Source organism: Paludibacter propionicigenes WB4 (assembly GCF_000183135.1).
GTDB lineage: Bacteria > Bacteroidota > Bacteroidia > Bacteroidales > Paludibacteraceae > Paludibacter > Paludibacter propionicigenes.
This window is the reverse complement of record NC_014734.1, coordinates 2,847,996-2,871,958: the sequence shown is the minus strand read 5'-3', so window position 1 is coordinate 2,871,958 and position 23,963 is coordinate 2,847,996. Positions and strand designations below refer to the sequence as shown.

22 protein-coding genes are annotated in these 23,963 nt (G+C 40.8%); 11 read left to right on the top strand and 11 right to left on the bottom strand.

The annotated features are described in order from the left end of the window. Positions 1 to 132: 132 nt before the first annotated feature. Positions 133 to 1,404, top strand: a complete 1,272-nt coding sequence (locus tag PALPR_RS11810) for a glycoside hydrolase (RefSeq protein ID WP_013445868.1) — start codon at positions 133 to 135, stop codon at positions 1,402 to 1,404. 54 nt (positions 1,405 to 1,458) lie between these two features. Here the strand turns inward: PALPR_RS11810 and porZ are convergent, their stop codons facing one another. Then, positions 1,459 to 3,807, bottom strand: a complete 2,349-nt coding sequence (gene porZ / locus PALPR_RS11805; protein WP_013445867.1) for a type IX secretion system anionic LPS delivery protein PorZ — start codon at positions 3,805 to 3,807, stop codon at positions 1,459 to 1,461. 40 nt (positions 3,808 to 3,847) lie between these two features. Then, positions 3,848 to 4,465 (bottom strand): non-canonical purine NTP diphosphatase, encoded by a 618-nt coding sequence (locus PALPR_RS11800; RefSeq protein WP_013445866.1) that lies wholly within the window; start codon positions 4,463 to 4,465, stop codon positions 3,848 to 3,850. A gap of 191 nt (positions 4,466 to 4,656) precedes the next feature. Between PALPR_RS11800 and PALPR_RS11795 the strand changes: the two genes are divergently transcribed. From PALPR_RS11795 to PALPR_RS11780, 4 genes are all read left to right on the top strand, one after another. Further along, positions 4,657 to 5,505 carry a DUF3316 domain-containing protein gene (locus PALPR_RS11795; protein WP_013445865.1) on the top strand — a complete coding sequence of 283 codons (849 nt, stop codon included), beginning with the start codon at positions 4,657 to 4,659 and terminating at the stop codon, positions 5,503 to 5,505. Next, complete coding sequence (locus PALPR_RS11790) at positions 5,498 to 6,520, top strand: S41 family peptidase (RefSeq protein WP_013445864.1); 1,023 nt, start codon at positions 5,498 to 5,500, stop codon at positions 6,518 to 6,520. Before PALPR_RS11795 ends, PALPR_RS11790 begins: the two co-directional genes overlap by 8 nt. Before the next feature lie 88 nt (positions 6,521 to 6,608). Further along, positions 6,609 to 7,142 (top strand): RNA methyltransferase, encoded by a 534-nt coding sequence (locus PALPR_RS11785; protein WP_013445863.1) that lies wholly within the window; start codon positions 6,609 to 6,611, stop codon positions 7,140 to 7,142. 146 nt (positions 7,143 to 7,288) lie between these two features. Further along, the gene (locus PALPR_RS11780; RefSeq protein ID WP_013445862.1) at positions 7,289 to 7,627 is read left to right on the top strand and encodes a translation initiation factor; all 339 of its coding nucleotides are present in this window, start codon (positions 7,289 to 7,291) and stop codon (positions 7,625 to 7,627) included. Positions 7,628 to 7,634: 7 nt separating this feature from the next. Here the strand turns inward: PALPR_RS11780 and PALPR_RS11775 are convergent, their stop codons facing one another. The 5 genes from PALPR_RS11775 to rsmI all read right to left on the bottom strand — a co-directional run bounded on the left by PALPR_RS11775 (position 7,635) and on the right by rsmI (position 13,011). Next, on the bottom strand, positions 7,635 to 8,588 hold the full coding sequence (locus PALPR_RS11775; RefSeq protein WP_013445861.1) for a PorP/SprF family type IX secretion system membrane protein: 954 nt from the start codon (positions 8,586 to 8,588) through the stop codon (positions 7,635 to 7,637). Between the two features lies 1 nt (position 8,589). Next, complete coding sequence (locus PALPR_RS11770) at positions 8,590 to 10,038, bottom strand: T9SS type B sorting domain-containing protein (RefSeq protein WP_013445860.1); 1,449 nt, start codon at positions 10,036 to 10,038, stop codon at positions 8,590 to 8,592. A gap of 497 nt (positions 10,039 to 10,535) precedes the next feature. Continuing rightward, positions 10,536 to 11,228 carry a YjjG family noncanonical pyrimidine nucleotidase gene (locus tag PALPR_RS11765; protein WP_013445859.1) on the bottom strand — a complete coding sequence of 231 codons (693 nt, stop codon included), beginning with the start codon at positions 11,226 to 11,228 and terminating at the stop codon, positions 10,536 to 10,538. A gap of 103 nt (positions 11,229 to 11,331) precedes the next feature. Beyond that, complete coding sequence (locus PALPR_RS11760) at positions 11,332 to 12,201, bottom strand: coiled-coil domain-containing protein (protein ID WP_013445858.1); 870 nt, start codon at positions 12,199 to 12,201, stop codon at positions 11,332 to 11,334. Between the two features lie 93 nt (positions 12,202 to 12,294). Continuing rightward, entirely contained in the window at positions 12,295 to 13,011 is a 717-nt protein-coding gene (gene rsmI / locus PALPR_RS11755) for a 16S rRNA (cytidine(1402)-2'-O)-methyltransferase (RefSeq protein WP_013445857.1), read from the bottom strand. 297 nt (positions 13,012 to 13,308) lie between these two features. On the opposite strand from rsmI, the gene PALPR_RS11745 reads away from it, so the two are divergent. Together PALPR_RS11745 and PALPR_RS11740 are read left to right on the top strand one after the other, a co-directional pair. Next, positions 13,309 to 13,893, top strand: coding sequence for a thymidine kinase (locus PALPR_RS11745; protein WP_013445856.1), 585 nt, complete (start codon positions 13,309 to 13,311; stop codon positions 13,891 to 13,893). Between the two features lie 22 nt (positions 13,894 to 13,915). Further along, the gene (locus PALPR_RS11740; RefSeq protein WP_013445855.1) at positions 13,916 to 15,049 is read left to right on the top strand and encodes an AI-2E family transporter; all 1,134 of its coding nucleotides are present in this window, start codon (positions 13,916 to 13,918) and stop codon (positions 15,047 to 15,049) included. Between the two features lie 82 nt (positions 15,050 to 15,131). Here PALPR_RS11740 and recJ read toward each other — a convergent pair whose 3' ends face one another. Further along, positions 15,132 to 16,856: a single-stranded-DNA-specific exonuclease RecJ gene (gene recJ / locus PALPR_RS11735; protein ID WP_013445854.1), complete on the bottom strand. Its 1,725-nt coding sequence runs from the start codon at positions 16,854 to 16,856 to the stop codon at positions 15,132 to 15,134. A gap of 346 nt (positions 16,857 to 17,202) precedes the next feature. Here recJ and PALPR_RS11730 point away from each other — a divergent pair, with 346 nt between their 5' ends. The 4 genes from PALPR_RS11730 (at position 17,203) to xseB (ending at position 21,261) form a co-directional block, all read left to right on the top strand. Continuing rightward, positions 17,203 to 17,766: an L-threonylcarbamoyladenylate synthase gene (locus tag PALPR_RS11730; protein WP_013445853.1), complete on the top strand. Its 564-nt coding sequence runs from the start codon at positions 17,203 to 17,205 to the stop codon at positions 17,764 to 17,766. A 6-nt stretch (positions 17,767 to 17,772) separates the two neighbouring features. After that, complete coding sequence (locus PALPR_RS11725; protein WP_013445852.1) at positions 17,773 to 19,173, top strand: sugar transferase; 1,401 nt, start codon at positions 17,773 to 17,775, stop codon at positions 19,171 to 19,173. Between the two features lie 69 nt (positions 19,174 to 19,242). Then, a complete protein-coding gene (locus tag PALPR_RS11720; RefSeq protein WP_013445851.1) occupies positions 19,243 to 21,021 on the top strand; it encodes a chloride channel protein in 1,779 nt (592 codons plus the stop codon). A gap of 36 nt (positions 21,022 to 21,057) precedes the next feature. Beyond that, positions 21,058 to 21,261, top strand: coding sequence for an exodeoxyribonuclease VII small subunit (xseB, locus tag PALPR_RS11715; RefSeq protein WP_013445850.1), 204 nt, complete (start codon positions 21,058 to 21,060; stop codon positions 21,259 to 21,261). A 1-nt stretch (position 21,262) separates the two neighbouring features. Here the strand turns inward: xseB and PALPR_RS11710 are convergent, their stop codons facing one another. From PALPR_RS11710 to obgE, 3 genes are read right to left on the bottom strand one after another with little or no spacing between them, the layout of a single operon-like run. Next, positions 21,263 to 21,925 carry a B3/B4 domain-containing protein gene (locus PALPR_RS11710; protein WP_013445849.1) on the bottom strand — a complete coding sequence of 221 codons (663 nt, stop codon included), beginning with the start codon at positions 21,923 to 21,925 and terminating at the stop codon, positions 21,263 to 21,265. Between the two features lie 23 nt (positions 21,926 to 21,948). After that, entirely contained in the window at positions 21,949 to 22,731 is a 783-nt protein-coding gene (gene pgeF, locus PALPR_RS11705) for a peptidoglycan editing factor PgeF (RefSeq protein WP_013445848.1), read from the bottom strand. 31 nt (positions 22,732 to 22,762) lie between these two features. Continuing rightward, positions 22,763 to 23,896 (bottom strand): GTPase ObgE, encoded by a 1,134-nt coding sequence (gene obgE, locus PALPR_RS11700; protein ID WP_013445847.1) that lies wholly within the window; start codon positions 23,894 to 23,896, stop codon positions 22,763 to 22,765. Positions 23,897 to 23,963 lie beyond the last annotated feature (67 nt).

Sequence of the window (23,963 nt, the reverse complement as noted above, 5' to 3'; positions counted from 1 at the left end):
AAAACAATGCTCTGATATGCTTATTTTGTAGAACAAATATAGTACTTTTGGCTTCCCATGCCGGGTAACCTCTGGCATGTTCAGATTTAATACTATCATAGTTTTTATAAACAAGAAAAATATCACTGCGTTATGACCCAAAAATTGATTGGTTATTTGTCGATTGCCTGCATTGTTTTTACTGCTTCATGTTCAAAATCAGAAAATTCTCCGATATATACCCCTCCCCCCACCGTAAATGACACTGTGCCTTCAACTACTGCCGGCAATGCGATATTGAATTTGACGGACGAACAACAAGTGATCGACGGATTTGGTGGTAGTACGGCCTGGAATGGCGCTTTGTCGGATGCTCAGGCTGATGCTTTATTCGGAAACAGTGATAATTCCCAAATGGGTTTGTCCATTTGCAGGCTACGAATAGACCCTAACAAGTACTGGGACCAGGAAAAATCCAATGCCCAGAAAGCAAACGCACGGGGAGCCAAAGTGTTTGCATCTCCCTGGTCGCCACCTGTTACAATGAAGACCAATAACAACGTAGTGCAAGGGGCTTTAGATCCAACCAAATATGCTGACTATGCTTTGTACCTGAAAAGCTTTGGCGATTATATAAAAAATGCAGGCGTCACGCTAACCGCTATATCCATTCAAAATGAACCGGACTGGAAGCCCGACTACGAATCGTGCTCATGGACTGGGGAAGAAATAGCAAAATTTGCAAAAGAAAATGCACCTGCAGTAGGATATCCGTTGATGATAGGAGAAAGCTTAAATTTTAATCCGACAATGGCAGACCCTACCCTGAACGATGAGGCTGCTTGTGCCAATGTATCATATATTGGAGGTCACTTATACGGACGAGACCCCTTTAAGTACACTAATGCCATTGATAAAGGGAAGAAGATATGGATGACCGAGCATTATTATGATAATGCAAATAATAATATCTCTGTAGCTTTGTCGGTTGCCAAAGAAATAAATGCGTGTATGAACCTCAATATGAATGCTTATGTATGGTGGTGGGTTTTACCATTAAACGGAAGCATCTGCAATTTAATTAATGAAAATAAAGCAATGACCAAAAATGGTTGTGCGTTAGCTCAGTATTCCAAATGGGTAAGACCCGGATTCAAGAGGGTTTATATCACTCCCGAACCTTATACGGGCATATGCATGAGTGCTTATAAAAATGGGAATAAAACGGTTATCGTAATTGTCAACAGTTGTGTAGTCGCTATTAAACAACCTATCACTATTCAAAACGGAACCATTACTGCGTTCACTCCTTATGAAACAACCGCTACAAAGAACGTTGCAGCTTTATCTAAAATTGCAGTGAACAATGGAACTTTTAGTGTTAATCTGAAAGGACAGAGTATTACAACATTGGTGTCTGAGTAAACATAACCGACAGAATTCATTTGAAAGTATAAGAAGCAAGCTATTCTGGTAATATTAGTTTATTACCAGAATTTTTGTGATGGTACTGAGCGTTCCATCGGCATTGGCACAGATGGCGAGATAAATTCCGGTATTTACTTTTCGTCCGTTAGCGTCTTTGCCGTTCCACGTAGCCAGGCTGCCATTCGACACGGTTTCGCAAACCAGATTCCCAGCAATATCCGTAATTTTCACTTGTGTGTTTTCTACCAGACCGGTGATGGTAATTACGCCTGAGTAGCCCTGACGCACCGGGTTTGGATAAGCGTAAACATTACCAAAAGCGCTTTCCGCATCGGCGGCATCGCTCTGGTAAGAAACCAAACCCTGATCGGTGCCAAAAAAGACCTCACCCGTAACAGGATTTACGGCTATCGACAGAACGTTATCCGATAGCAACGGGCTATTGGTGCTTGTAAAGTGCTGTATGGTTTGCTGTCCGTTGGCCGACATTAAATAAACGCCGGAATTCTCGGTGCCTATCCATTTCCTGTTTGCCCCATCAATGGCTATGGCTTTGATATGTTCGTTTACCAACAGATAATCGGCCAGATTGGTGCTGTCCGCACGTGGTATTTTTACCCGGGAGCAGGTGTAGTCATCGTTGTACACCTTCGAGATATTGTTGAACAAAAACGGTCCAATGTCCGTACCTACCCATACCACGCCATTTTTATCCTGCGCAATGCAGTACACGGCAGAGGGATATTGTGAGGTATGTATGGTGTTCCCTGTTTTATCCTGTTCGGGGTAAGTGAATTTCGATAGAAAAATAGCCTTATCGTCCGACTGGTCAGTCAGGGTTTTGTTGTCGTCGAAAACAAAAATACCGGGTTGCGATCGAACGGACAGAACCCATTTCTGGTTGACATTCTGATTTGAAATCAATATCTTGCCCAATGTCGGTTTAGAAGCTATAGCCGGATAGGTAAGCTGAGACCATGTGCCGTTGGATGCAAGAATTTTAATTCCGGCTGCGGCACTCGTATTGCTCACAAACAAATTACCCTGTTGATCAAAAACAGCTCCATCCAATCGGATATAACGATACGGATCGTTAGCAACAGCAGTTTCCAATTTGCTGTTCAGATGATTATACCAGTTGGCAAATGTGTTGTTTTTAAATTCATACAGCCCTGTTCCGTAAGATGACACGAAAAAATGGTTGTTGTCCAAGGGGTCAACAGCCACATTCATAAAGTCGTTGACGAGGTGTCCTGTTTTATCTTGTATGGTTTTGGCATAGATATTTGTCCACACGCCGGCTTCGTACATCATTACGTCTCCATTGGTGAAATTCTGCGATGCCCATCGCCCACCAGGTACAACGAATAGCTTCTTACCTGAGAATGTCATATCCCAAGGGATGTTTACGGCCGGCCCTACCGGTTTAAAATAATTAACCACGGGTGTTTCGCTTCCGGTTTGCTTGTACGAAATGATGCCCGAACTATTGGCGGCAAGATAGTAAGTGCTGTTTTGGGCATCATATTCAGCATCGGTAATTGTGCCAAGGTTATTGATTGTTTTCGCATTGAAGCTCGTATCGTACAGATAGGTTACATTGTCCGTAAAGACGGCTAAACTTCCATTTGAAACGTTGAATGCATTTACGCCGACAAGTAAAGGTGTCCATGAGTTATCATTTTCCTGTTTATATAGTTTTCCGCCGCGCTGCAATATCAGCTTTCCGCCAAAAGAGACAATTCCCTGGAAGTCACCTGTTCCGGGCCACGATGTACCGCTAGTCCAATAAGCATAATTCACGAGTTGCGGTTCTGTTATCGAAGCCTGATAAATAGTCGATTTGCTGAGGGCGTAAATAGTGGCGTTGTGTATGGTGGTATTCAATACAGCCACCTGGCTTGCATTTGGTCCTATGTAGTAAGTATCAGCCACCTCTTTTTTATCCAGATTCAACACCACAATGCCAAAGTCGCAAGACAGGTAAGCCTTTTTCTGATAAAACAATATGTGATGAACCGCTTTACTGGCGCTCATTTGCTTGTTGTACAGATCAGGAATATTGATTATGCCGTTGTTTCCCAATGCATCGATATTCCCGTTGCTGTAAATAATAAGCAACTCCTGTGTGGTGGGGTTGTATTCAATATTGGTAATGCCCGAGCCGTTGAGTCCGTTTGTCTTGCTATAGAAATAGAGACTGCCGTCCTGTTTATCCACCGAAAACAAAGCACCCTGACTCACCGCGAAAATTTTATTGGGCGATTGAGCAATTTGCGTAACATTGTTGTAGGAGAGATGTGTTCTCCATTTGCCCATAGCAACCTGCGCCATTACCGAAAATGAAATTGCCGATAAAAGAAAACCTATAATGATTATTTTGTTATTCGTATGACGCATAATTTCATTCTTTATTGGGGAAAAACAGGAAATTCAGGTGCTAAACACAGTTGGGTGTTTTGGTGCCTGACGGTGTTGGTTCGGGCTGTTGCAGATAGTTTACCAATTGCTTTACAGCCAATGCCCGGTGACTGATTTGGTTTTTCTCCTCAGCGCTAAGCTGGGCAAAAGTCATCAAATAATCTTTTGCTATAAAAATCGGATCGTATCCAAATCCGCTGTTACCATGAGGCTGATGGGTAATTTGTCCATCAATTTTTCCTTCAAAATACAGGATTTTGTCTCCCTGTATCAGGGCTATCACGGTACGGAAACAGGCTTTTCTATTCGGGTTGTCTCCCAGTTTGGTCAATACTTTGCTCATATTCTTTCGGGCATCGCATTCTATGCCTGCGTAGCGTGCCGAGTAAACACCGGGTTCGCCGTTGAGAGCTTCTATTTCCAATCCGGTATCATCAGCGAAGCAGTCCAACCCGAATTTATCGTGTATATATTGAGCTTTCAAAAGCGCATTTCCATCCAATGTATCGGCGGTTTCCGGAATGTCTTCGTTACAATTCAGGTCGGCCAGGCTGATAATGGTAAACTCAGGTTCGAGTATAGCTCTGACCTCGGACAGTTTATGAGCGTTGTTGGTGGCAAAAACCAGTTTTTTCATAATTTGTGGGCTTAATAAATCAAATGTATGCAAAGATAATTATTTCTCTCAACATTGAATCTATTCAGGATATACACAACGCAATATGTAACCGGGTTTTTACAAATAATGATTAGCCGGTTTGATACAGGTCTTATACCAAACATTTTTGTTATTTTTGCAGGCATAATTCTCTTTAATACATTGCTCTGATGAAGAAATTGGTTTTAGTTACTTTGGTTGTTTTGTCTCATCTGGTTGCTGTGGGGCAGCAAACTGAGGCAGATAAATACCTGGTGACTACCCGAACAAATTCATTGGGATATGTTTCGCTTCAACTTACTGATCCTTATCTGTCGCCCCTGACCTACAGTGGTGATGGTTTTGATTTTAATCATGAAAGTCGCCGCTTTTTGTCGTTACACAACAACAATATTTCCATTCAGCATCAGTATTATCTGGTAGGAGCCATCGCTTACAATCCGGCGGGAACGGCTTCGATGCTTTACTTCGGGGCAAACTACAGTTTCGGAATGCAATACCATTTTCGTCCGGCACAGGGATGGCAAATACTGGTTGGTGGAAACTGGGATGTTGATTTCGGATTTAAAGATCTGACCCGTAATATCAATAACCCGGTGAATCTGGATATGGCAACGAATCTCAATCTATCGGGTGTGATACGGTATGATCTTCCCCTGCGTCGAAGGACATTGCGCCTTCAGCTCTCGGCCGAAACTCCCGTAGTAGGATTGATGTTTGTTCCGTTGGCAGGAGCATCGTATTACGAGATGTTTGAACTGGGAAATCATGCCGGATTGACTCATTTCAGTTCGCTACTCAACAAACGCGGCATAAATCCAAAACTCACTGTAGACATTCCTTTCGCACGATCAACCTGGCAGGTTGGATTGGCTTACCAACACCTGAAGTATGAGGCTAACGATATGGTTTTTAAACGAAACTCGTTCAGCCTGATGGTTGGAACTACTTTCGATGTCGTATCTTTCTCCGGCAGAAAGAAAAAGCTCTCACCTAATTTTATCAGCACCAATGAATAAGACGGGAGTAAAGAAAAGATCTGGTTTTGTGCTGTTGTTTGTGTTGACCATGATAACATCGTGCATGCGTGAGCCCGAAATTCAACCCAACACCTACGAAGGTAATTTTCAGGCTTTGTGGAACATCATCGATACAAGATATTGTTATCTTGACTATAAAAAAATCAATTGGGATTCTATTTATACGGTATATCATCAGAAGTTGCCGGCAATAAAGGACGAAATTGCTTTCTTTGATTTGTTGGGTAATATGCTTGCTGAGCTCAAAGACGGTCATGTAAATCTGTATTCGAGCTTTGACCGAAGTCGTTACTGGAAATGGTTTGAAGATTACCCGGACAATTTCAGCACTGATCTTATTGAAAAAGACAGATACTTAGGAAAGAATTACAGGATTGCCGGAGGATTGAAATACGCGCGGATCAGCAATAATCAGATCGGTTACATTTATTACGGCAGTTTTTCCGATTATTTTTCGGACAATAATATGGCGTATGCCATGAAATCATTTGCAAACTGCCGCGGATTGATTATCGATGTCAGAAATAACGGTGGCGGCTCGCTGGATTTGTCGAAACAACTGGCTTCCTATTTTTTTACCAGCGATGTAGTTACAGGATATATCCGTCATAAAACGGGTAATGGTCATTCGGATTTTTCAGCACCGGTAGAAATTATTACGCCGGCTCATAAAACTATACAGTGGCAGCGTCCGGTGATTATTCTCACCAACCGTTTGTCCTACAGTGCTACCAATGACTTTGTAAACCGAATGAAAAAAGCCCCTCACGCCATTATCGTAGGCGACAAAACAGGCGGTGGAGGAGGATTACCTTTTTCGAGCGAACTTCCTAACGGTTGGATGGTCAGGTTTTCGGCAAGCCCCATGTTCAATTCCGATATGCAAAACACTGAATTTGGTATTGATCCCGATTATACTGTCAATTTGAGTATTGTTGATATGGAAAAAGGAATAGACACGATTATAGAAAGGGCAATCTTATTAACAAAATAGAGACAAGAGATAAGGAGTAAGAGGCAAGTAATTTGCACTGCTATTTTCACTTACTCCTTACCTCTAACCTTCTTACCTCTGAATAGAAATGAAAAAACTTAAGATAACAGAAATGCACCGCCTGACGGTGGATGAATTTAAAGAAAAGGCGAAAACTCCACTGATTGTAGTGCTTGACAATGTAAGGAGTTTACACAATGTGGGGTCGGTTTTCAGAACTGCCGATGCTTTTTTGGTGGAGGCTGTTTATTTATGTGGTATTACCAGCACACCTCCGCAAGCCGAAATTCATAAAACGGCGCTTGGTGCGGAAAATACAGTCACGTGGAAATATTTTGAAGACACGCATCAGGCTTTAGAAGAACTTAAAGCTCAAGCTTATACGGTGTTTGCGATAGAACAGGCCGCAGGAAGCACGCTGTTGCCGGAGCTGGCACTCAACCCGGCAATGAAATATGCGGTTGTTCTGGGCAATGAAGTAAAGGGAGTGCAACAAAGCGTAGTAGATGCATGCGATGGTTGCATCGAAATACCTCAATTTGGCACCAAGCATTCACTCAATGTGAGTGTAACCGGTGGAATTATTATCTGGGAATTCTTTAGATTAATGCATAATTCATAATGCACAATTTATAATTGAAAGAAGAGCTAAATCCTTTCAATGAAGAAATAGAGCCCTATGGATTAGAATCTAGCAGTGATGACAGATCATAAAAAGAGAATCTATAAAAGAGACAACTAAACAATTGTGCATTATGAATTAATATCATGGATTGGAGAGATAAACTGAACGAAGTAAAGAAAACAGTACCACAGGTGGAAGAAAGTCCTGTTCAAAAAGCGGCTCAAAAACCTGAGAAGAAAAGGCAATCTGAGCCTTTACGCGTGGAACTGGACAAACGCAACGGTAAACCTGCCACACTCGTTACAGAGTTTCAGGGCAAAGACAGTGAACTGAAGGAACTAGCAAAACTACTGAAAGTGAAATGCGGTGCAGGCGGTTCTTCGCGCGACGGTGAAATATTGGTGCAAGGCGATTTTCGGGTGAAGATTGCAGAGATCTTACTCGAAATGGGCTTTAAAGTGAAGAAGATTAATTTCAAATAAATCCGGATTAGTAATACCAGTAATCATTGTTGCGGCACTGAATGCAGGTGGATGCAGCTTTGGAAGGTATGCGATACTCAAGCATAACTTCGTGACTGGAGTTCTTGTTGTATCCGGTCAAATAGCTTTGATCATACGCATAGCCTACACGAAGATTCTGGGTGATATTCAGTCCGAACAGAAAGGTAGATTGATGGGAAGACCGGTAGGTTATTCCTAAATCAAATATCTCCCGTGGACCTGTATTAAGCCCGGTGGCATGCTTAAATCGTACGGAAGCATTACCCTCGTAAACCATCAGACTAGAGCGGTTAACCACTTGTAATCCTACATTGAAATTAAATAATTCGGAATCGGTATTCTTATAAATAGCATAGCCGTAACGGTGGTTTGCATTCAAAAAAGAACTGCTGTCTTTAGCTATAGAAAACAAGTGGGTCGAAGAAATACCGAAAACAAAATGGGATGTCTGAAGTTCAATTCCCACATTGGCATCCGGCTTGATAATTCTTTCCATGGAGGTGTATATCGACGGATCGCTCACATTATCGGCTTCCAGCAGTGATCCATCAATCTGTCTCGAAAATACTCCGGCAGATAAACCCATGGATAACGACCAGTCTTTTTCATTAGAAATACGATAGGCATAAGTGAGCATAGGGTTGATAGCCTGCGTAGCACCGATCTTGTCGCTAACCAGAGAAATTCCAAAAGCAGAATGCAGATTGTGAATGTACTCAGATGCCTGCACATTAAAAACGGTAGGTGAGCCTGTCACGCCAACCCATTGTTTGCGTACATTGCTGAAAAGATAAATATATTCTGTTCTGGCTATAGAGGCAGGATTATAATTAGCCCGGTTATACCAGTGAGTAGCCATGCTTATATCTGCCTGGGCTATTACTTTCGTGCTTGTAAAGCAGCAAAAGGCTATGATAGAATAAAGAATTGATCTTTTCATTTTATCTCTTGAGTGTAATATAGCCTTTTTTTATCTGTGTATTCTTATTCCTATCAAGATACCGGACTTCATAAAAATAGGTATCATTATCCATCTTTTTTCCATTGTATGTCCCGTCCCACCCGGAAGAGCCACTGTATAACTGTAGCCCGTATCTGTCAAAAATATGAATATCAAATCCGTTCATAAACACATCATTGATGCCATCTCCATTGGGCGAAAACACATTAGGAATAAACGGAATAACTTCGATTGTTTTGACACTGGAACTGGTACATCCGGTTGAATTTGTAGCCGTTAGCTTAACAGTAAATTCAGCTGTTGAGCCGGTTATCTGATAAGCATGCTTTGTGGTAGGTTGGTCATCTGTTGACCCGTCCCCAAAATCCCATTTATAATTTATCCCACTTTCAGAGAGCGACGTCATTGAGACTTCATTGTTTCGGCTATCTATTTTTTCGGTCGAAAGTTTAATATCGCTTTTAGGAGTACTGATGACTATAACATCCACACTGGCACTGGCTATTTGTCCTATTGCATCAGTCACTGTAACAGTATATAATCCATCCATATTCTGGCTGCTGTTTAGTATCGTAGGGAGTTGATCCGTTGACGCATAACCATTCGGTCCGCTCCAAGAATAGGTAAAAGGTGGTGCACCTCCACCCACTATTGAATGAAGACTTATCCCCGTTCCTTCGCATACAGGCCCGTTGCTCGAAGCGCTTACTGTTACCGGATCGGTATGGAGTGTGCTCAATAAAATGTCGTCGATATAATAATCATTCCCCATCACAAGCGAGTATTTGTTCTGTAGGCCTGTAGATACATTGTTCGTGACGTTGGTTGACGAGAGTGGTACCGGAAAGTCCAGCGTGTACTGAGTCCATACGCCTTCGGTATTAAGCACCGGACCGGTAAAAGTTTTATTGGTATTGTTGGTAGAATTGACAACTTCCATCGAAAACTGAGAACTTCTGGCTACAACGTAAATCCAAAATGAAAAACGATAACGAAACCCGGTCTTAAGAGCTAAATCACGTTTGTATAAATAGTTTATGGTGGTACCTGCATTTACTACCATAACGGCTCCATTAGTATCTCCGGTGTGGTCTGTGGTGTAATAGGGTCTGGCTCCTGTGGGGATAAAAGAAGTTGGGCTCGTAGAAGTCCAGTAGTATGACGACTGACCTGCATCGACTATATGTCGGGGATCTATCACTGCATAATAGTTGTCCTGAATCTCTTTTGCTGCTGAGGTGCCGTTTGGATCGGCAAAGACATAACTGCCTCCAGGCATATAAGGTGTGGTAACACGGGTGATATGTTGTCCGAAACTATCATAGAATATTGTGTCTCCATAGGTAGTTTGAGCATGTATCGTACACACCAACGATAATAACAGTACAGTAAAGACTGATTTTAAGACATTGCCGGACATGATTATCATGGAGCTGTTTGTAAGGGTTGTATTTATTTAAGGCAGTTGTATAGTGAGAGCAAAGATAATGGATAAAAATTATAATCAGGTGTTTCCATCAAATTTAAGTACCCTATAAAATCTCATTCTACTTTTTTATTATCAACCCGCCATATATCCACTCAAACCATATCAGTTTTAAGGTCAAAAAGGCTCCAGCAAGTAATAATTGACGTTACAACAGCTGCAAAGCCCTGTCAACGACTGTTGATACACCTTTGCACTCGCTGTAAAGCACCTCCAATAACTGTTGAAACCCCTTTACAGTCGATGTAAACCACCTCCAACAATTGACAATACATCTTTGCACTCGGTGTAAAGTACTTCTGACAACTGACAATACCCCTTTGCACTCAGTGTAAAGTACCTCCAACAACTGACAATACCTCTTTGCAACCGATGTAAAGGCTTTTGTCAACCGTCGACACCCCTTTACAGCTGTTTTTGAATAAAATCAACCTTATTCGTTAGAGAATATTGAAGATTTCGCTTAGGCTATGTATCCTGTAAGTAGCCTTTTTGTCGGCAGCATCCGAAGCGGGATTAAAATATACCTGATCTATTCCGGCATTGATAGCTCCCGTAATATCTGCTTCGTAACTATCTCCTATCATTATGCAGTCCTCGGCTTTAGCGGCGTTGTTCAGCTGCATGGCATACTCAAATATACGTTTATCGGGCTTTAGCGCTTTAGCTGCCTCCGAAAGCACCACATGGCTGAAATACCGCTCCAGTCCGCAACTGTTCAATTTCTTATATTGCACTTCTATAAATCCGTTCGAAACAATCGTAAGGGGGTATTTAGGATAAAGATATTCTAACAGTTCTTTAGCGTGAGGTACCAAAGCTGTTCGGGTAGGCAGCATCTTCAGGTACTCCTCTCCTATTTCTACTGCCAATGCAGAATTATCAATGCCAACCTGAATTAGCGGATGCAGAAATCGTTCCAGCGACAGTTCAGCTTTAGAAATGGTGCCTTTACCGTATTCTTCCCAAAGTTCGGCGTTACGTTTGGCATAAATACTGAAGTATTGCTCAAAGCTGTCGAAAAACTGACCCAGCTTTCTTGTTTCGTACATTTCCTGTAGGGACGACTTTGCATTAGCATGAAAGTCCCACAGCGTGTCGTCTAAATCTATAAAAACATATTTATAAGTCATATTGTAGTCTGTGTTATCAAGTTTGTAAAAAAAACAATGCGCTTTCCGGAAAAAGGAAAACGCATTTTGTATTGGTTTTTGTCTGTAATACGCTTTTAGGAATTTATTCCACTTCCACCACCAGGTATCTGCTTATACTCCAAAATTCGTCGGTATCTACAATCAGCAGCACAAAGTTTCCATTTTCCTTTTCAAGTGTATAGGACGATTTCGGGTGATTAGTCAGAATTTTAGCACGCGACGAATAAAGAGGAATTGATTTTGTATTGCGGGCATCAATTCTTACAAAATAGTTTTTGTTGAAATCACGTTGAAGCACTCTTTGCTGACTGAATAATCCATCAGACGTAATAATGTGTTGTTGTTTGAGCTCTGTGCGCGTACCGAACACATACCATGCGGTGTGAATAACTTCGTCCTGCTCCTTTATTTTCGATTCTTTTGATTTATTTTCGTTGGTTAGATCTTCCACATTTTTGCCCAACTCATTAACTTTTGTATCAAGGTTCACAATTAGTGAATCTTTTTTTGCCAATTCGGCCTGTAGAAGCGCAACTTTCGAAGTTTCCTCTTCCAGTGCTTTGGTGATACGCAAAATTGTTCGTTCCAGTTCAGCTGAGCGAAATGCACTTTTCTTTATTTTTGATTTCAACCGGGCAAGTTCATCTTTGTTGGCCTGAAGCATATCGTTCAGATACATCATGTCCTCGTTGATTTTAGTCCGTTGGTCATCGGCCAATTCTTTACCTACCGGCTGAATGGATATGACATTCTCCGTATTCTTGATCTTTTCAATGTTTTGCTCAATCTGGTTCATGGCAGAGAAGTAACCGTCAACTTCTTCCTGAAGTTTAAGTTTTGCGTTCATCAGCGAATCGTTTTGAGCTTGCAGCCTTTTATATTCGGATGATTGTTTGCCACACGAAGTGAGCACTACAAGAGAAATAAGCAAAGAAAAAGGAACTAATTTCATATAAAAAGATTGATAAAGGCGGTAATTGAGAATTACTTATACGGATAATAAAAGCTGTGATTTTTTCTCAATTTTATGATTACAAAGGTAATGTTATTCTTCTAATCCTGCAACAATTAGCACAATTTCACCTTTAGGATTATGTTCGGTAAAATATTGCTGCAACTCGGCCAGCGTTCCCCGTTGAGTTTCTTCAAAAATCTTGGAAATTTCGCGCGATACGGATGCTCTTCTTTCGGCACCGAATACTTCGGCCAGTTGCGTCAGAGTTTTCACCAAACGGAAAGGCGATTCATAAAAAATCATCGTTCTTTTCTCGGTTGATAAATCGTGTATTTTCGTCTGGCGTCCTTTTTTCTGTGGCAAAAAACCCTCAAAACAAAATCTGTCGTTGGGCAAACCGGAAGCAACCAAAGCCGGCACAAAAGCAGTAGCTCCGGGCAAACATTCCACTTCTATTCCATTTTCCACACATTGACGCACCACCAGAAAACCCGGATCGGAAATAGCTGGAGTTCCTGCATCCGAAATCAGGGCTATCGTTTGTCCGCTTTTAATGCGTTGAACTATGGTTTCAACGGTTTTATGTTCGTTAAACTTGTGGTGAGATTGCATCGGAGTCTTTATTTCGAAATGCTTAAGCAGAAATCCGCTGGTGCGTGTATCTTCTGCCAGAATCAAATCTGCAATCTTAAGTATCCGAATGGCACGAAACGTCATATCTTCCAGATTACCAATGGGAGTTGGAACCACATACAGTTTTGCTCCTGCTTTTTCGTGATCGACCGACGTTTTGCCTGTATTGCTCATTGTTTTCGTATTCGTTGAATTGGTTGATTATTGTATGGCTCTTGTTTTTCAGATTCAGTTTTTCTGCTGCTTGCTTTAAAGAAGACACCCTTTATCATTGCTTTTGCAAAGAATAGCTTTCTTCTGTGCTGTGTTCATATCTTTTTTTATAAAAGCAATTTCTATCCTTGTTATTTTTTTATCTTTGCAGAATACAACAAAACAGAATTTACCCGACAGCACCTTTAAACGGGTGTAAAGGTACAATAAACAAGAGACAAACGAAATAAAGTAGAACCAATTTTTCAACAATATACCATGATTTATTCTGAAAGAAACCATCCCATTCAACAAAAACGTGGAAGTATCGAAGTGATTTGCGGCTCCATGTTTTCCGGCAAAACGGAAGAGTTGATTCGGCGGTTGAAACGAGCTAATTTTGCCAAACAACGTGTAGAGATTTTTAAACCTAAAATTGACACGCGTTACTCCGAAGATGAAGTCGTTTCTCATGATAAAACAGCAATTCGTTCTACTCCGGTTGAGTCTTCAGGCAGCATTTTACTCATGTCGGGCGATGTAGATGTTATTGGCATTGATGAAGCTCAGTTCTTTGACGAAGGGTTGGTAGATGTATGTACACAACTGGCCAATCAGGGAATAAGAGTCATTATCGCCGGTCTGGATATGGATTTTAAGGGAGTTCCGTTTGGGCCTATGCCTGCCTTATGCGCCATTGCCGAAGATGTTTTTAAAGTTCACGCCATTTGTGTGAGGTGTGGTGCATTGGCTTACGTGTCGCACCGGCTTGTAGACAGCGACAAGCGCGTACTGCTGGGCGAAATGACTGAATACGAACCAATATGCAGAGATTGTTATAACGCAAGTAAACATCAAGAATAATTTTACGCTTAAAATGTAAGTCATGAAGAGAATTTCAAAACCTTTTACTTTCGATCGGGTTGTACGAATAGTTATTGGCTTAACGGTACTTATATTGCTTTTTCTTCTGTTAAACAGATTAAGTGGTGTGTTGTTACCATTTTTGGTGGCATGGCTATTAGCATACTTATTACAACCGATTGTAAAACTATTCCAACACAAACTCAGGTTCAAAAGCCGGGTTTTGTCAATTATTGCAACTCTTATATTATTTTTCGGTTCAATAATAGGCCTAATCTCTATCCTGGCTCCTATTGTTAGCCTTGAAGTTCAGAAACTATCGCAACTAATCGGCGCGTTCAGCAAGACGATTGATGTAAACACATTTATCCCAGCAGCCTGGCAAGATGAGATTAAGTATTATCTCACACATCTAGACTTTCAGACATTACTAAAAGACCAGAACATAATGGAGGGATTTAAAAAATTAGCACCGGGTTTGTGGAGCTTTATTAATGGATCGCTGGATTTCGTCATGGGTTTCTCCGTGATTGTTATCGTTTTTCTTTATCTGGTTTTCATATTACTTGATTACGAAAAAATAACCTCCGGATTTTATGGCATCATTCCTCCCAAATACAAAACACTGATAACCGAAATCCTATCTGATCTGGAATCCGGAATGAACCGTTATTTCAGAGGACAGGCTTTAATTGCACTAATTGTCGCTATTTTGTTTGTCATTGGGTTTAGCATCATCCAGTTACCTTTGGCCATTATACTCGGTTTGCTTATTGGTGCACTCACTTTGGTTCCCTATCTGAAAGCTTTGGCGCTGATTCCGTGCGGTGTAATGGGACTGCTTCAAGCTGCCGAAACCGGTCGAAACTTTGGTTCCATCCTGCTAGGTATAGCTATTGTTTTCACGGTCATTCAGGTTATTGAAGATATGGTTCTAACACCAAAAATTATGGGAAAAGTAACAGGACTTAATCCGGCAGTTATTCTGTTGTCTTTGTCTGTATGGGGATCGCTAATGGGAATGGTGGGAATGATTATAGCATTGCCCATGACAACGCTGATGATTTCGTATTATAAACGTTTCGTGCTCAACGACGAGGATGAAATTCAAACGAATAACCCCGAGGATTTAAAACCCGAAGAAACTACCATGTAACACGTGGCGGTCATTCAAAAACAGACGAAGCCGGATAAATTGATTTATCCGGCTTCGTCTGTTTTATTCAGGACAATATTCCTTATTTCTCAACAACTTTTATATCTCTTATCATCAGCTGGATAGAAGTATTTCCATTAAACGAATTTTCTTCTATTGTGTAACATATATCCAGCGGATTGAGCGCTTTCAAATGATCGTTGTACTCATGCATACGGAAAGCAATGCCGTTCATCACATTCTCCGAACTGGAGTCAACCAACTCAAGTTTTAAATGCTCCTGCTCTTTTCCAACCAATCGACTGGTTCCATAGTCCAACACATTTTTCGACACAAATATCGGTTTCATATTTCCCGGACCGAACGGACCAAACTGTTTCAGAACCCTGAAAAACTTAGGAGTAATATCTTTGAACTCCAACACAGCATCGATATCTATCTGAGGATAAGTTTGCTCCTTCAGAATATTCTCTGCCACAAATTTTTCGAATCGTTCGGTAAATGCCGGAATGTTTTCTTCCTTCATCGATAAACCTGCAGCATACATGTGCCCACCAAAGTTCTCAAGCAAGTCGCGGCACGAATCAATGGCCTTATAAATATCAAAACCCGAAACCGATCTGGCCGATCCGGAAGCAAATCCGTTGGAATTGGTTAGCACAATGCTTGGTTTATAGTACTCTTCGGACAATCTAGAAGCTACAATTCCAATAACGCCTTTATGCCAATCGGGTTTATGCACCACTATTGATTTTCTATCAAGATATCGCTTGTCAGCTCCGATAAGCGCAATAGCCTCATCAGTGATATTCTTGTCTAAGTCTTTTCGGTCGTTGTTATACTCGTTTATTGTATCACTTTTTTCTTTTACAAACAGATAATCGCTCGACACAAGCAACTCTACAGCTTCCGAAGCCAGCTTCATCCTTCCAGAAGCATTGATACGGGGACCAATTTTGAAAACAATGTCACTTATGGTTATTTCTTTGTCCTTCAGCCCACAAACTTCCAAAATTCCCTGTAGCCCGATACTTGGGTTAGAATTAATTTGCTTCAATCCATAAAATGCTAGAATTCTATTCTCGCCTGTGATGGGAACTATATCAGAGGCAATGCTCAAAGCCAGCAAATCAAGCAATGGAGTAAGTTGCGAAAAGTCAATGTTGTTGGTAATAGCAAAAGCCTGCATCAATTTAAATCCAACTCCACAACCCGAAAGATGCTTGTAAGGATAGGTACAATCAGCTCTTTTAGGGTCTAAAACGGCTACCGCAGGAGGTAAAACTGCATCGGGGGTATGATGGTCGCAGATAATGAAATCCACACCTTTTTCCAAGGCATATCTCACCTTCTCCACTGCTTTGATTCCGCAATCCAAGGCGATAATCAACTTGAAGTCATTATCAGCCGCAAAATCAATTCCCTGAATAGAAATGCCATAACCTTCGTTATAACGGTCGGGAATATAAAAAGCAACGTTCCGGTAAAATTGCTTCAAAAACTTATAAACCAACGCTACAGATGTTGTTCCATCTACATCGTAATCACCATAAATGAGAATTTTCTCATTCTTCTGCATTGCCTTCGTGAGTCTGTTTACTGCATTATGCATGTCGGCCATCAGAAACGGGTCATGCAAATTACTCAGATCGGGACGAAAAAAACTACGCGCTTCTTCAAAAGTCAGAATATCTCGCTGAACTAACAATTGTGACAGTATAGGACTGATACTCAATTCTTCTGCTAACTTGTTTTGTGTTTCACGTTGTTGTTCGGTAAGGGTTCTGTAAATCCAGGTATTTATCATTGTATATTATTTTTCCACTCAAGCGGAAGAGACCACACTCTTCCTGAAAATCCAAGCTGTTATTTATCAACCTTATAAGAAAAAACATTCAACTTTTTCGAATAACAAACAAGGTTCAATGCTGTAAAAGTACAGATTTTTTTCCGAAAATACAATAACGGTACATCGATTAGAGTCCAAACAAAAGCTTAACAATACATAACGATTGAAGAGATAAAATACTATCTTTGCATGGAAGAAAATGATATTTTAAAAGTAGTGAATCTAGTAAGTTGCATTGATGAGTTTACCTTCCATCTGCTTCATTAAACTGTCATTTACACTTTAAACAAATCCGAATAAAATTATGCACGAAGAAATTATAAAAACGCTTGAAGTTCTCCGGTCCGGAGGTGTTATACTTTACCCAACCGACACTGTATGGGGGCTTGGCTGCGACGCAACAAATGAAACTGCCGTAAAACGTATCTTTGATATTAAAAAACGAGCCGATGCTAAAGCCATGCTTGTGCTGATTGATAATCCGGGCAAGTTGCAATCTTATGTTGACGAAGTTCCGGACATAGCGTGGGATTTGATAGAAATGTCTGAGAAACCACTCACCATCATTTATCCTCAGGCACGCAATCTGGCTCCAAACCTTGTTGCAGAAGATAAATCAATCGGAATCAGGGTGACTAACGAAGAATTTTCAAAAAAGCTCTGCGCTCAATTCAGAAAACCCATTGTTTCCACTTCGGCCAACGTAAGCGGCGAACCAACACCTCAAAACTTCAGCCAGATAACAGATGAAATTAAAAATGCTGTAGATTATGTGGTGAATTTCAGGAGAGAAGAATTGTCGTTACCCAAGCCATCATCCATCATAAAACTGGGAAAAGGAAATCTGTTCCAATTAATCAGGAAATAAAACAGAATGAACAAAGGCCGCTTACGATTTGAATTTGTACTATGCGATATGCTTGCTTCGCTCATCGTATGGGTGCTCTTTGTGGCTTTCCGAAAACTCATCAACGACATTCAAATTTTTGAGAGTATTCGTTTTCTGATTCCAAACTACAGTTACCTGATAAGCCTGATTTGCTTTCCTTTCTATTGTATTTCAATTCATTATTTGTGCGGCTTCTATTTAAACCCGATAAAAAAATCCAGAGTTGCCGAGATATTCAGTACATTCACATCATCAGCATTTATATCTATTTCCATTTTTTCTATCAGAATGATTAAAGATATTTCTGTTTCGTACCAGTACTTCTATATTTCACTTCTTGTATTATTCGGGTTGCTGTTTATTTTCACGCTGAGCTTCAGGAGTATTGTTAGCTCAAAAATCAGAAACAATTTCAAGACCAGAAAATGGACTGTTAACACAATCATCATTGGCACAGGAAAAAACGCATTAAAAATAGCTTCGGAATTTGAAAAATATGCCAGACACAACACCCTGATAGGCTTCATAAGCAACGATAAACACACTGCCGTCCCACCCAATAAGGTTTTGGGTAATCTTTTTCAGTTGGACTCAATCATAGAAAAATACGATATCAAAGAAACCATAATTGCGCTGGACGATGCTGATGATTATCAACTCTTCAAAATTATCAACTCATTGTATAAATTCAATATCGAAATTCAGTTTACTCCACGACTGTATGAAATACTAACGGGAAGTGCAAAAATAAAAAACCTGGATATAAGCCCTTTGGTAAACATCACCGATTCTACAATGTCCGATTGGGAAGAAAGTGTCAAGCGTCTTTTTGATATTATCATTTCGCTTTTGGCCTTAGCTTTAGTTGCGCCTTTTGTGCTTTCCTTTATTTTCCTGATAAAGCTAAACTCAAAAGGACCTGTATTTTACAAGCAGGAGCGGGTAGGTCGGTTTGGCAGGACTTTTACGATGCTGAAATTCAGAACTATGTACACCGGAGCCGAAAAAGGTGTACCACGTCTCAGCAGTCCTAATGATCAAAGAATTACAAATGTAGGCAGGGTGTTGAGGAAATACAGGCTGGACGAAATTCCTCAGTTTTGGAATGTGCTCAAGGGTCAGATGAGCGTAGTGGGACCCAGACCGGAGAGAAGATATTATATCAACAGGATTATTGATCAGGCACCGTATTACTGCCTGCTTTACAGAATCAGACCCGGGTTGACTTCGTGGGGTCCGATAAAAATCGGTTATTCTGATACGGTGGATAAAATGATAGAACGACTTAATTATGATATTATTTACATGGAAAATATGTCGTTACTGACCGATGTGAAAATTCTTCTGTACACCCTCGAAATTCTATTTAAAGGAAAAGGTGTTTGATTTAGATTCTAATTTATATATCTTTGTTGAAAGTTTTTTGAAAGATTGTTAGGTGTTTTTTATAAAGGTATGGAAAATAGGAATTGGTATTTGAGAATGATTGCATGGCGTGAGGCTCATGTTAAGCAGCGAAACTTTATACTCATATTGAGCTTCGCAATAGGAATCTTTGCCGCTATTGCCGCCTTTGTGCTAAGAACTATTATTCATCTCATCCAGCACCTGCTTACCAGTCATTTTAGTCATCAGGATGTAAATTACTGGTATTTACTCTTCCCCATCGTTGGTATTTTAATCACTTCTTTATTTGTTCGCTACATTGTAAAAGATGACATCAGTCACGGGGTGACCCGGATTTTGTATGCCTTCTCGCAACGAAAAAGTATCCTGAAACTTCATAACACCTGGACTTCAATAGTAGGAAGTTCCATAACCATCGGCTTTGGTGGATCTGTAGGAGCCGAAGCACCTATTGTGCTTACCGGAGCAGCTATTGGTTCAAATCTGGGAAATTTTTTCAAAATGGATCAGAAGACATTAATGCTTCTGGTGGGTTGTGGCTCTGCCGGAGCTATTGGCGGCATCTTCAAAGCACCAATTGCAGGTTTGATGTTCACACTTGAAGTGCTGATGCTGGATATGACACTCACAGCGATTGCACCACTTTTAATTTCCTCTGTTACAGCCACATCACTATCATACTTCTTCTCCGGAAGTAACTTCATGTTTCAGTTTAGCAAATACGAGCCCTTTGCCATAGAGCGAATACCTTACCTGATTCTTTTAGGCATTATTTGTGGACTTGTATCGCTCTATTTTACACGGGGAATGAATAAAATCGAGAGTTTTTTCAGAAGATACAAAAATCCCTATTCGAAACTGATTATTGGAGGTCTGATCTTAAGCATACTTATTTTTATTTTCCCGCCGCTTTATGGCGAGGGTTATGATACAATCGTCGCTCTCCTAAATGGTCAATCGTCTTCTGTTCTCAATCAGAGCTTCTTTCTGGGACTCGGAAACAGTCCATGGGTAATAGTTATTTACCTCTCTTTAATCGTTATCTTTAAAATATTTGCATCGGCATCTACAACTTCGGCCGGTGGCGTGGGTGGAATCTTTGCGCCATCGTTGTTTGTCGGTTGCTTAACAGGTTTTGTGGTGTCTCATGTTTTGTCGTTTTTGGGAATTCATGCTCCGGAAGCTAATTTTGCATTGGCAGGAATGTCCGGGCTTATGTCGGGCGTAATGCATGCTCCTCTGACCGGAATATTCCTTATTGCAGAACTAACCGGTGGCTATAATTTATTTATGACGCTGATGATTGTTTCCGTAGTTTCCTATCTGACCATTATTCTTTTTGAACCGCACAGTTTGTATGCCATGCGATTGGCCAAGAAAGGCGAACTGCTGACTCATCATAAAGACAAGGCGATACTTACGATGCTGAAAATGGAGAACTTCATAGAGACGGATTTCATAACATTGTACCCCGACATGACATTAGGCGAGCTCGTAAAGAAAATATCAAAATCCAAAAGAAATATATTTCCTGTTGTAAACCCGGTTACTAACAGATTAAACGGTATAGTGCTGGTAGATGAGGTGCGCAATATTATGTTCCGCCCTGATTTATATAACCGGTTTAAAGTAAATAAATTGATGACGTCTCCTCCGGCATTGCTCAATGCCAGTATGCCTATGGAGACTGTAATGGATATTTTTGAAGATACTAACTCCTGGTATCTGCCGGTGGTGGATGATAATAAAGTCTATCTGGGATTTTGTTCGAAATCTAAAATCTTCAACTCTTACAGACATGTGCTTGTTCATTTTTCTGAAGAATAGCATAAAATCATTTCCCCTGACGTAAAAATTAAAACAATGGCAAAACTAAAGCTAACATACACCGAAGCAGTTGCTGAACTGGAGCAAATTCTGGCTGAGTTGGAAAGCAATTCAGAAATAAATATGGATTTAATTGCTGAAAAAGTAAAACGCGCTGCCGTTCTGATGGAGTTTTGTAAAAAGCAATTGCACGAGTTGGATGAGGAACTTGAGAAAATGATGGCTGATCTGGAGAGCTGAATTATTCAATAAAGTGAACCTCTACATTTGCTAATTCGGCATACTTTCCCAGCAATTCAATAGAAAAATCTACAGCATCCTGAAGCCCTGACCTGCCACTGTATCCGTTTATAATCATTAGCAGTCTTGTTGTATCAGCAGATATTTTTGTTCGCTCATTGTCGCTGGTTGGCGTACCTATTCCACCTGTTTTATCTTTGTAGAGCGGCAATCCTGCCACATTTAAAAGTCCTCTGCCTATAGCTTCAAATTCGTCATCGGCTGTTCCTACCTCCAGTCGAATTTCTTTACCCTCTATCTTATCTAAATCAAAACCTCCGATAGAAAATCCGCTTCGAATGGAAACCAGGTTGATAACATCAACTAAAGTACTGACTTTATAAATTGAAATCTCGCGCAGTATGCGCCTACACAATGCTTCTGCCGACGGACGATAACGATTGGGATCTTTACCCAGTATTTTATAAACCTTACGGGTTGCTGCTATTTCGGGACGCTTGTTTATTTCCTCCAACGCGTAAACCGATTTTATTCGTTGAACTTCGGCCTCCATTTCAGACCAAAACTCTGATGAAGTTTCAGCGTTCTTCACCTCACATGTGATGGTTGCCAAAACCAGCTGCGGACAAGCCTCACGTATTCTATTTGAAATTATAATATCCATACTTAGAACTACGAATGAATGTTTCAAGATTTCTTAATCATTATTCCACTTAGCATCCTGCCTGACTTTATTCCTAACCTGCGGGCTGAAAAGAAACGATCAGGGCTGGTAAATGTACAAAGCCCCGCAATCTCTATATTTTCAGCCGGTATTCCTGCTTTTTCAAGTGATTGCTGATTTGCTTTCCACAAATCGAGAAAAAATGAGCCTTCCCGTTGTTCACAGATGTTGGATACATCAAAGCCTGCCACCTTAAATGAATCAATCACTTCAACACCGACTTCATATACCTCGCTCGATATTGATGGTCCAATAACCGCCAAAATATCCTTTACACTGCATTTATGTACCTCAACAAGCCTACGGATAGTTTTCTCTGCAATCAGACCACACGTGCCACGCCAGCCTGCATGAGCAGCTGCCACCACTTGCTTAACCGGATCATAAAATAATAACGGAACACAATCGGCTGTGGTAACTCCGATACAAATTCCCGGTAAGTTGGTATATAAAGCATCAATACCATTTAGATATTGCAATTTCTCTGCTTTTGATAGATGAAAGTAAGCTTCGTCAATTTCTCTAACCTCAGTGCCGTGATTTTGATACGGAAGGATAAGGTTTTCCAAATTTATACCAAGCTGATCACACAAAATTTGCTGATTTTGCGAAAGACTCTCGGGCGCATCACCACAAAACGGACTCAAATTGAATGATGCATAATTGCCCATACTTACACCACCTTCCCGGCTCGTGCAAAAATGGGCAATTTCATTATATCTTTCCAGTAACTTGTACGTAATCATAGTTGCTTACCTCTTACTGCTCACCTCTGTTTTACAGTTCATCCCAGCCTATTCCTTTATATTGACTCAAGTCATCCTCCTCTTCATCTTCTTCCTCTTCCTCAAGCTCTTCCTCCACTTCACGATAGGCTATTTCCATTGGACGATGCGTTATTTCAACGATTTTATTGGATTCCTTGTTTATTTCAGTCCAAATCAAATCTTTGAGCTCTGCAAGACCCAAACCCGTTACCGACGAGATGAAAACAGACTGAATATCTGTAGGCACCAGTTTCTTTATTTCTGCTGTCAACTCTTCATCCAGCATATCACATTTGGTTATAGCCAAAATTCTCTGCTTGTCTACAAGCTCGGGATTATATTGTTTCAGCTCATTAAGCAGGATATTGTACTCGGCGATAATATCATCCGTATCGGCCGGAATCATAAACAGCAAAATAGAATTTCTTTCGATATGACGTAAAAAACGTAATCCAAGACCACGGCCTTCCGATGCTCCTTCAATTATTCCCGGAATATCAGCCATTACAAATGATCGGTCATCACGATAAGAAACAATACCCAGATTTGGCACCAATGTGGTAAAAGGATAATTCGCAATTTCGGGTTTTGCAGCAGATACAACCGATAGCAGGGTTGATTTGCCAGCATTAGGAAAACCTACCAAACCAACATCCGCTAATACCTTCAATTGCAAGATCACTGTTTTCTCTATCGATGCTTCACCGGGTTGTGCAAAACGCGGTGTTTGATTGGTTGCAGAACGGAAATGCCAGTTGCCCTGTCCACCACGTCCACCTTTAATCAACACTACCTCTTCGCCATCTTCCTTTATATCAGAAAGAAATTCTCCTGTCTCAGCATCATATACTACAGTTCCGCAAGGCACTTCGATAACTTTATCCTCGCCATCTTTTCCAAAGCTTCTGCTCAAACCTCCACTTTCACCATCGCCGGCATAAATATGTCGGGCATATTTCAGGTGAATCAGCGTCCAGTGATTTTTACTGCCTCTTAAAATAATATGGCCTCCACGTCCGCCATCACCTCCATCGGGACCACCCTTTGTCGTAAGCTTGTCCCGATATAAGTGTTTTGAACCTGGTCCACCTTTGCCCGAACGACAAAAAATCTTTACGTAATCTACAAAGTTAGAGCTTGCCATTTTATTTGTTTTGTTTATGAGATAACAAAACACACCTGAATAAGTTTCCGGTGTGTTTTTAGTATTT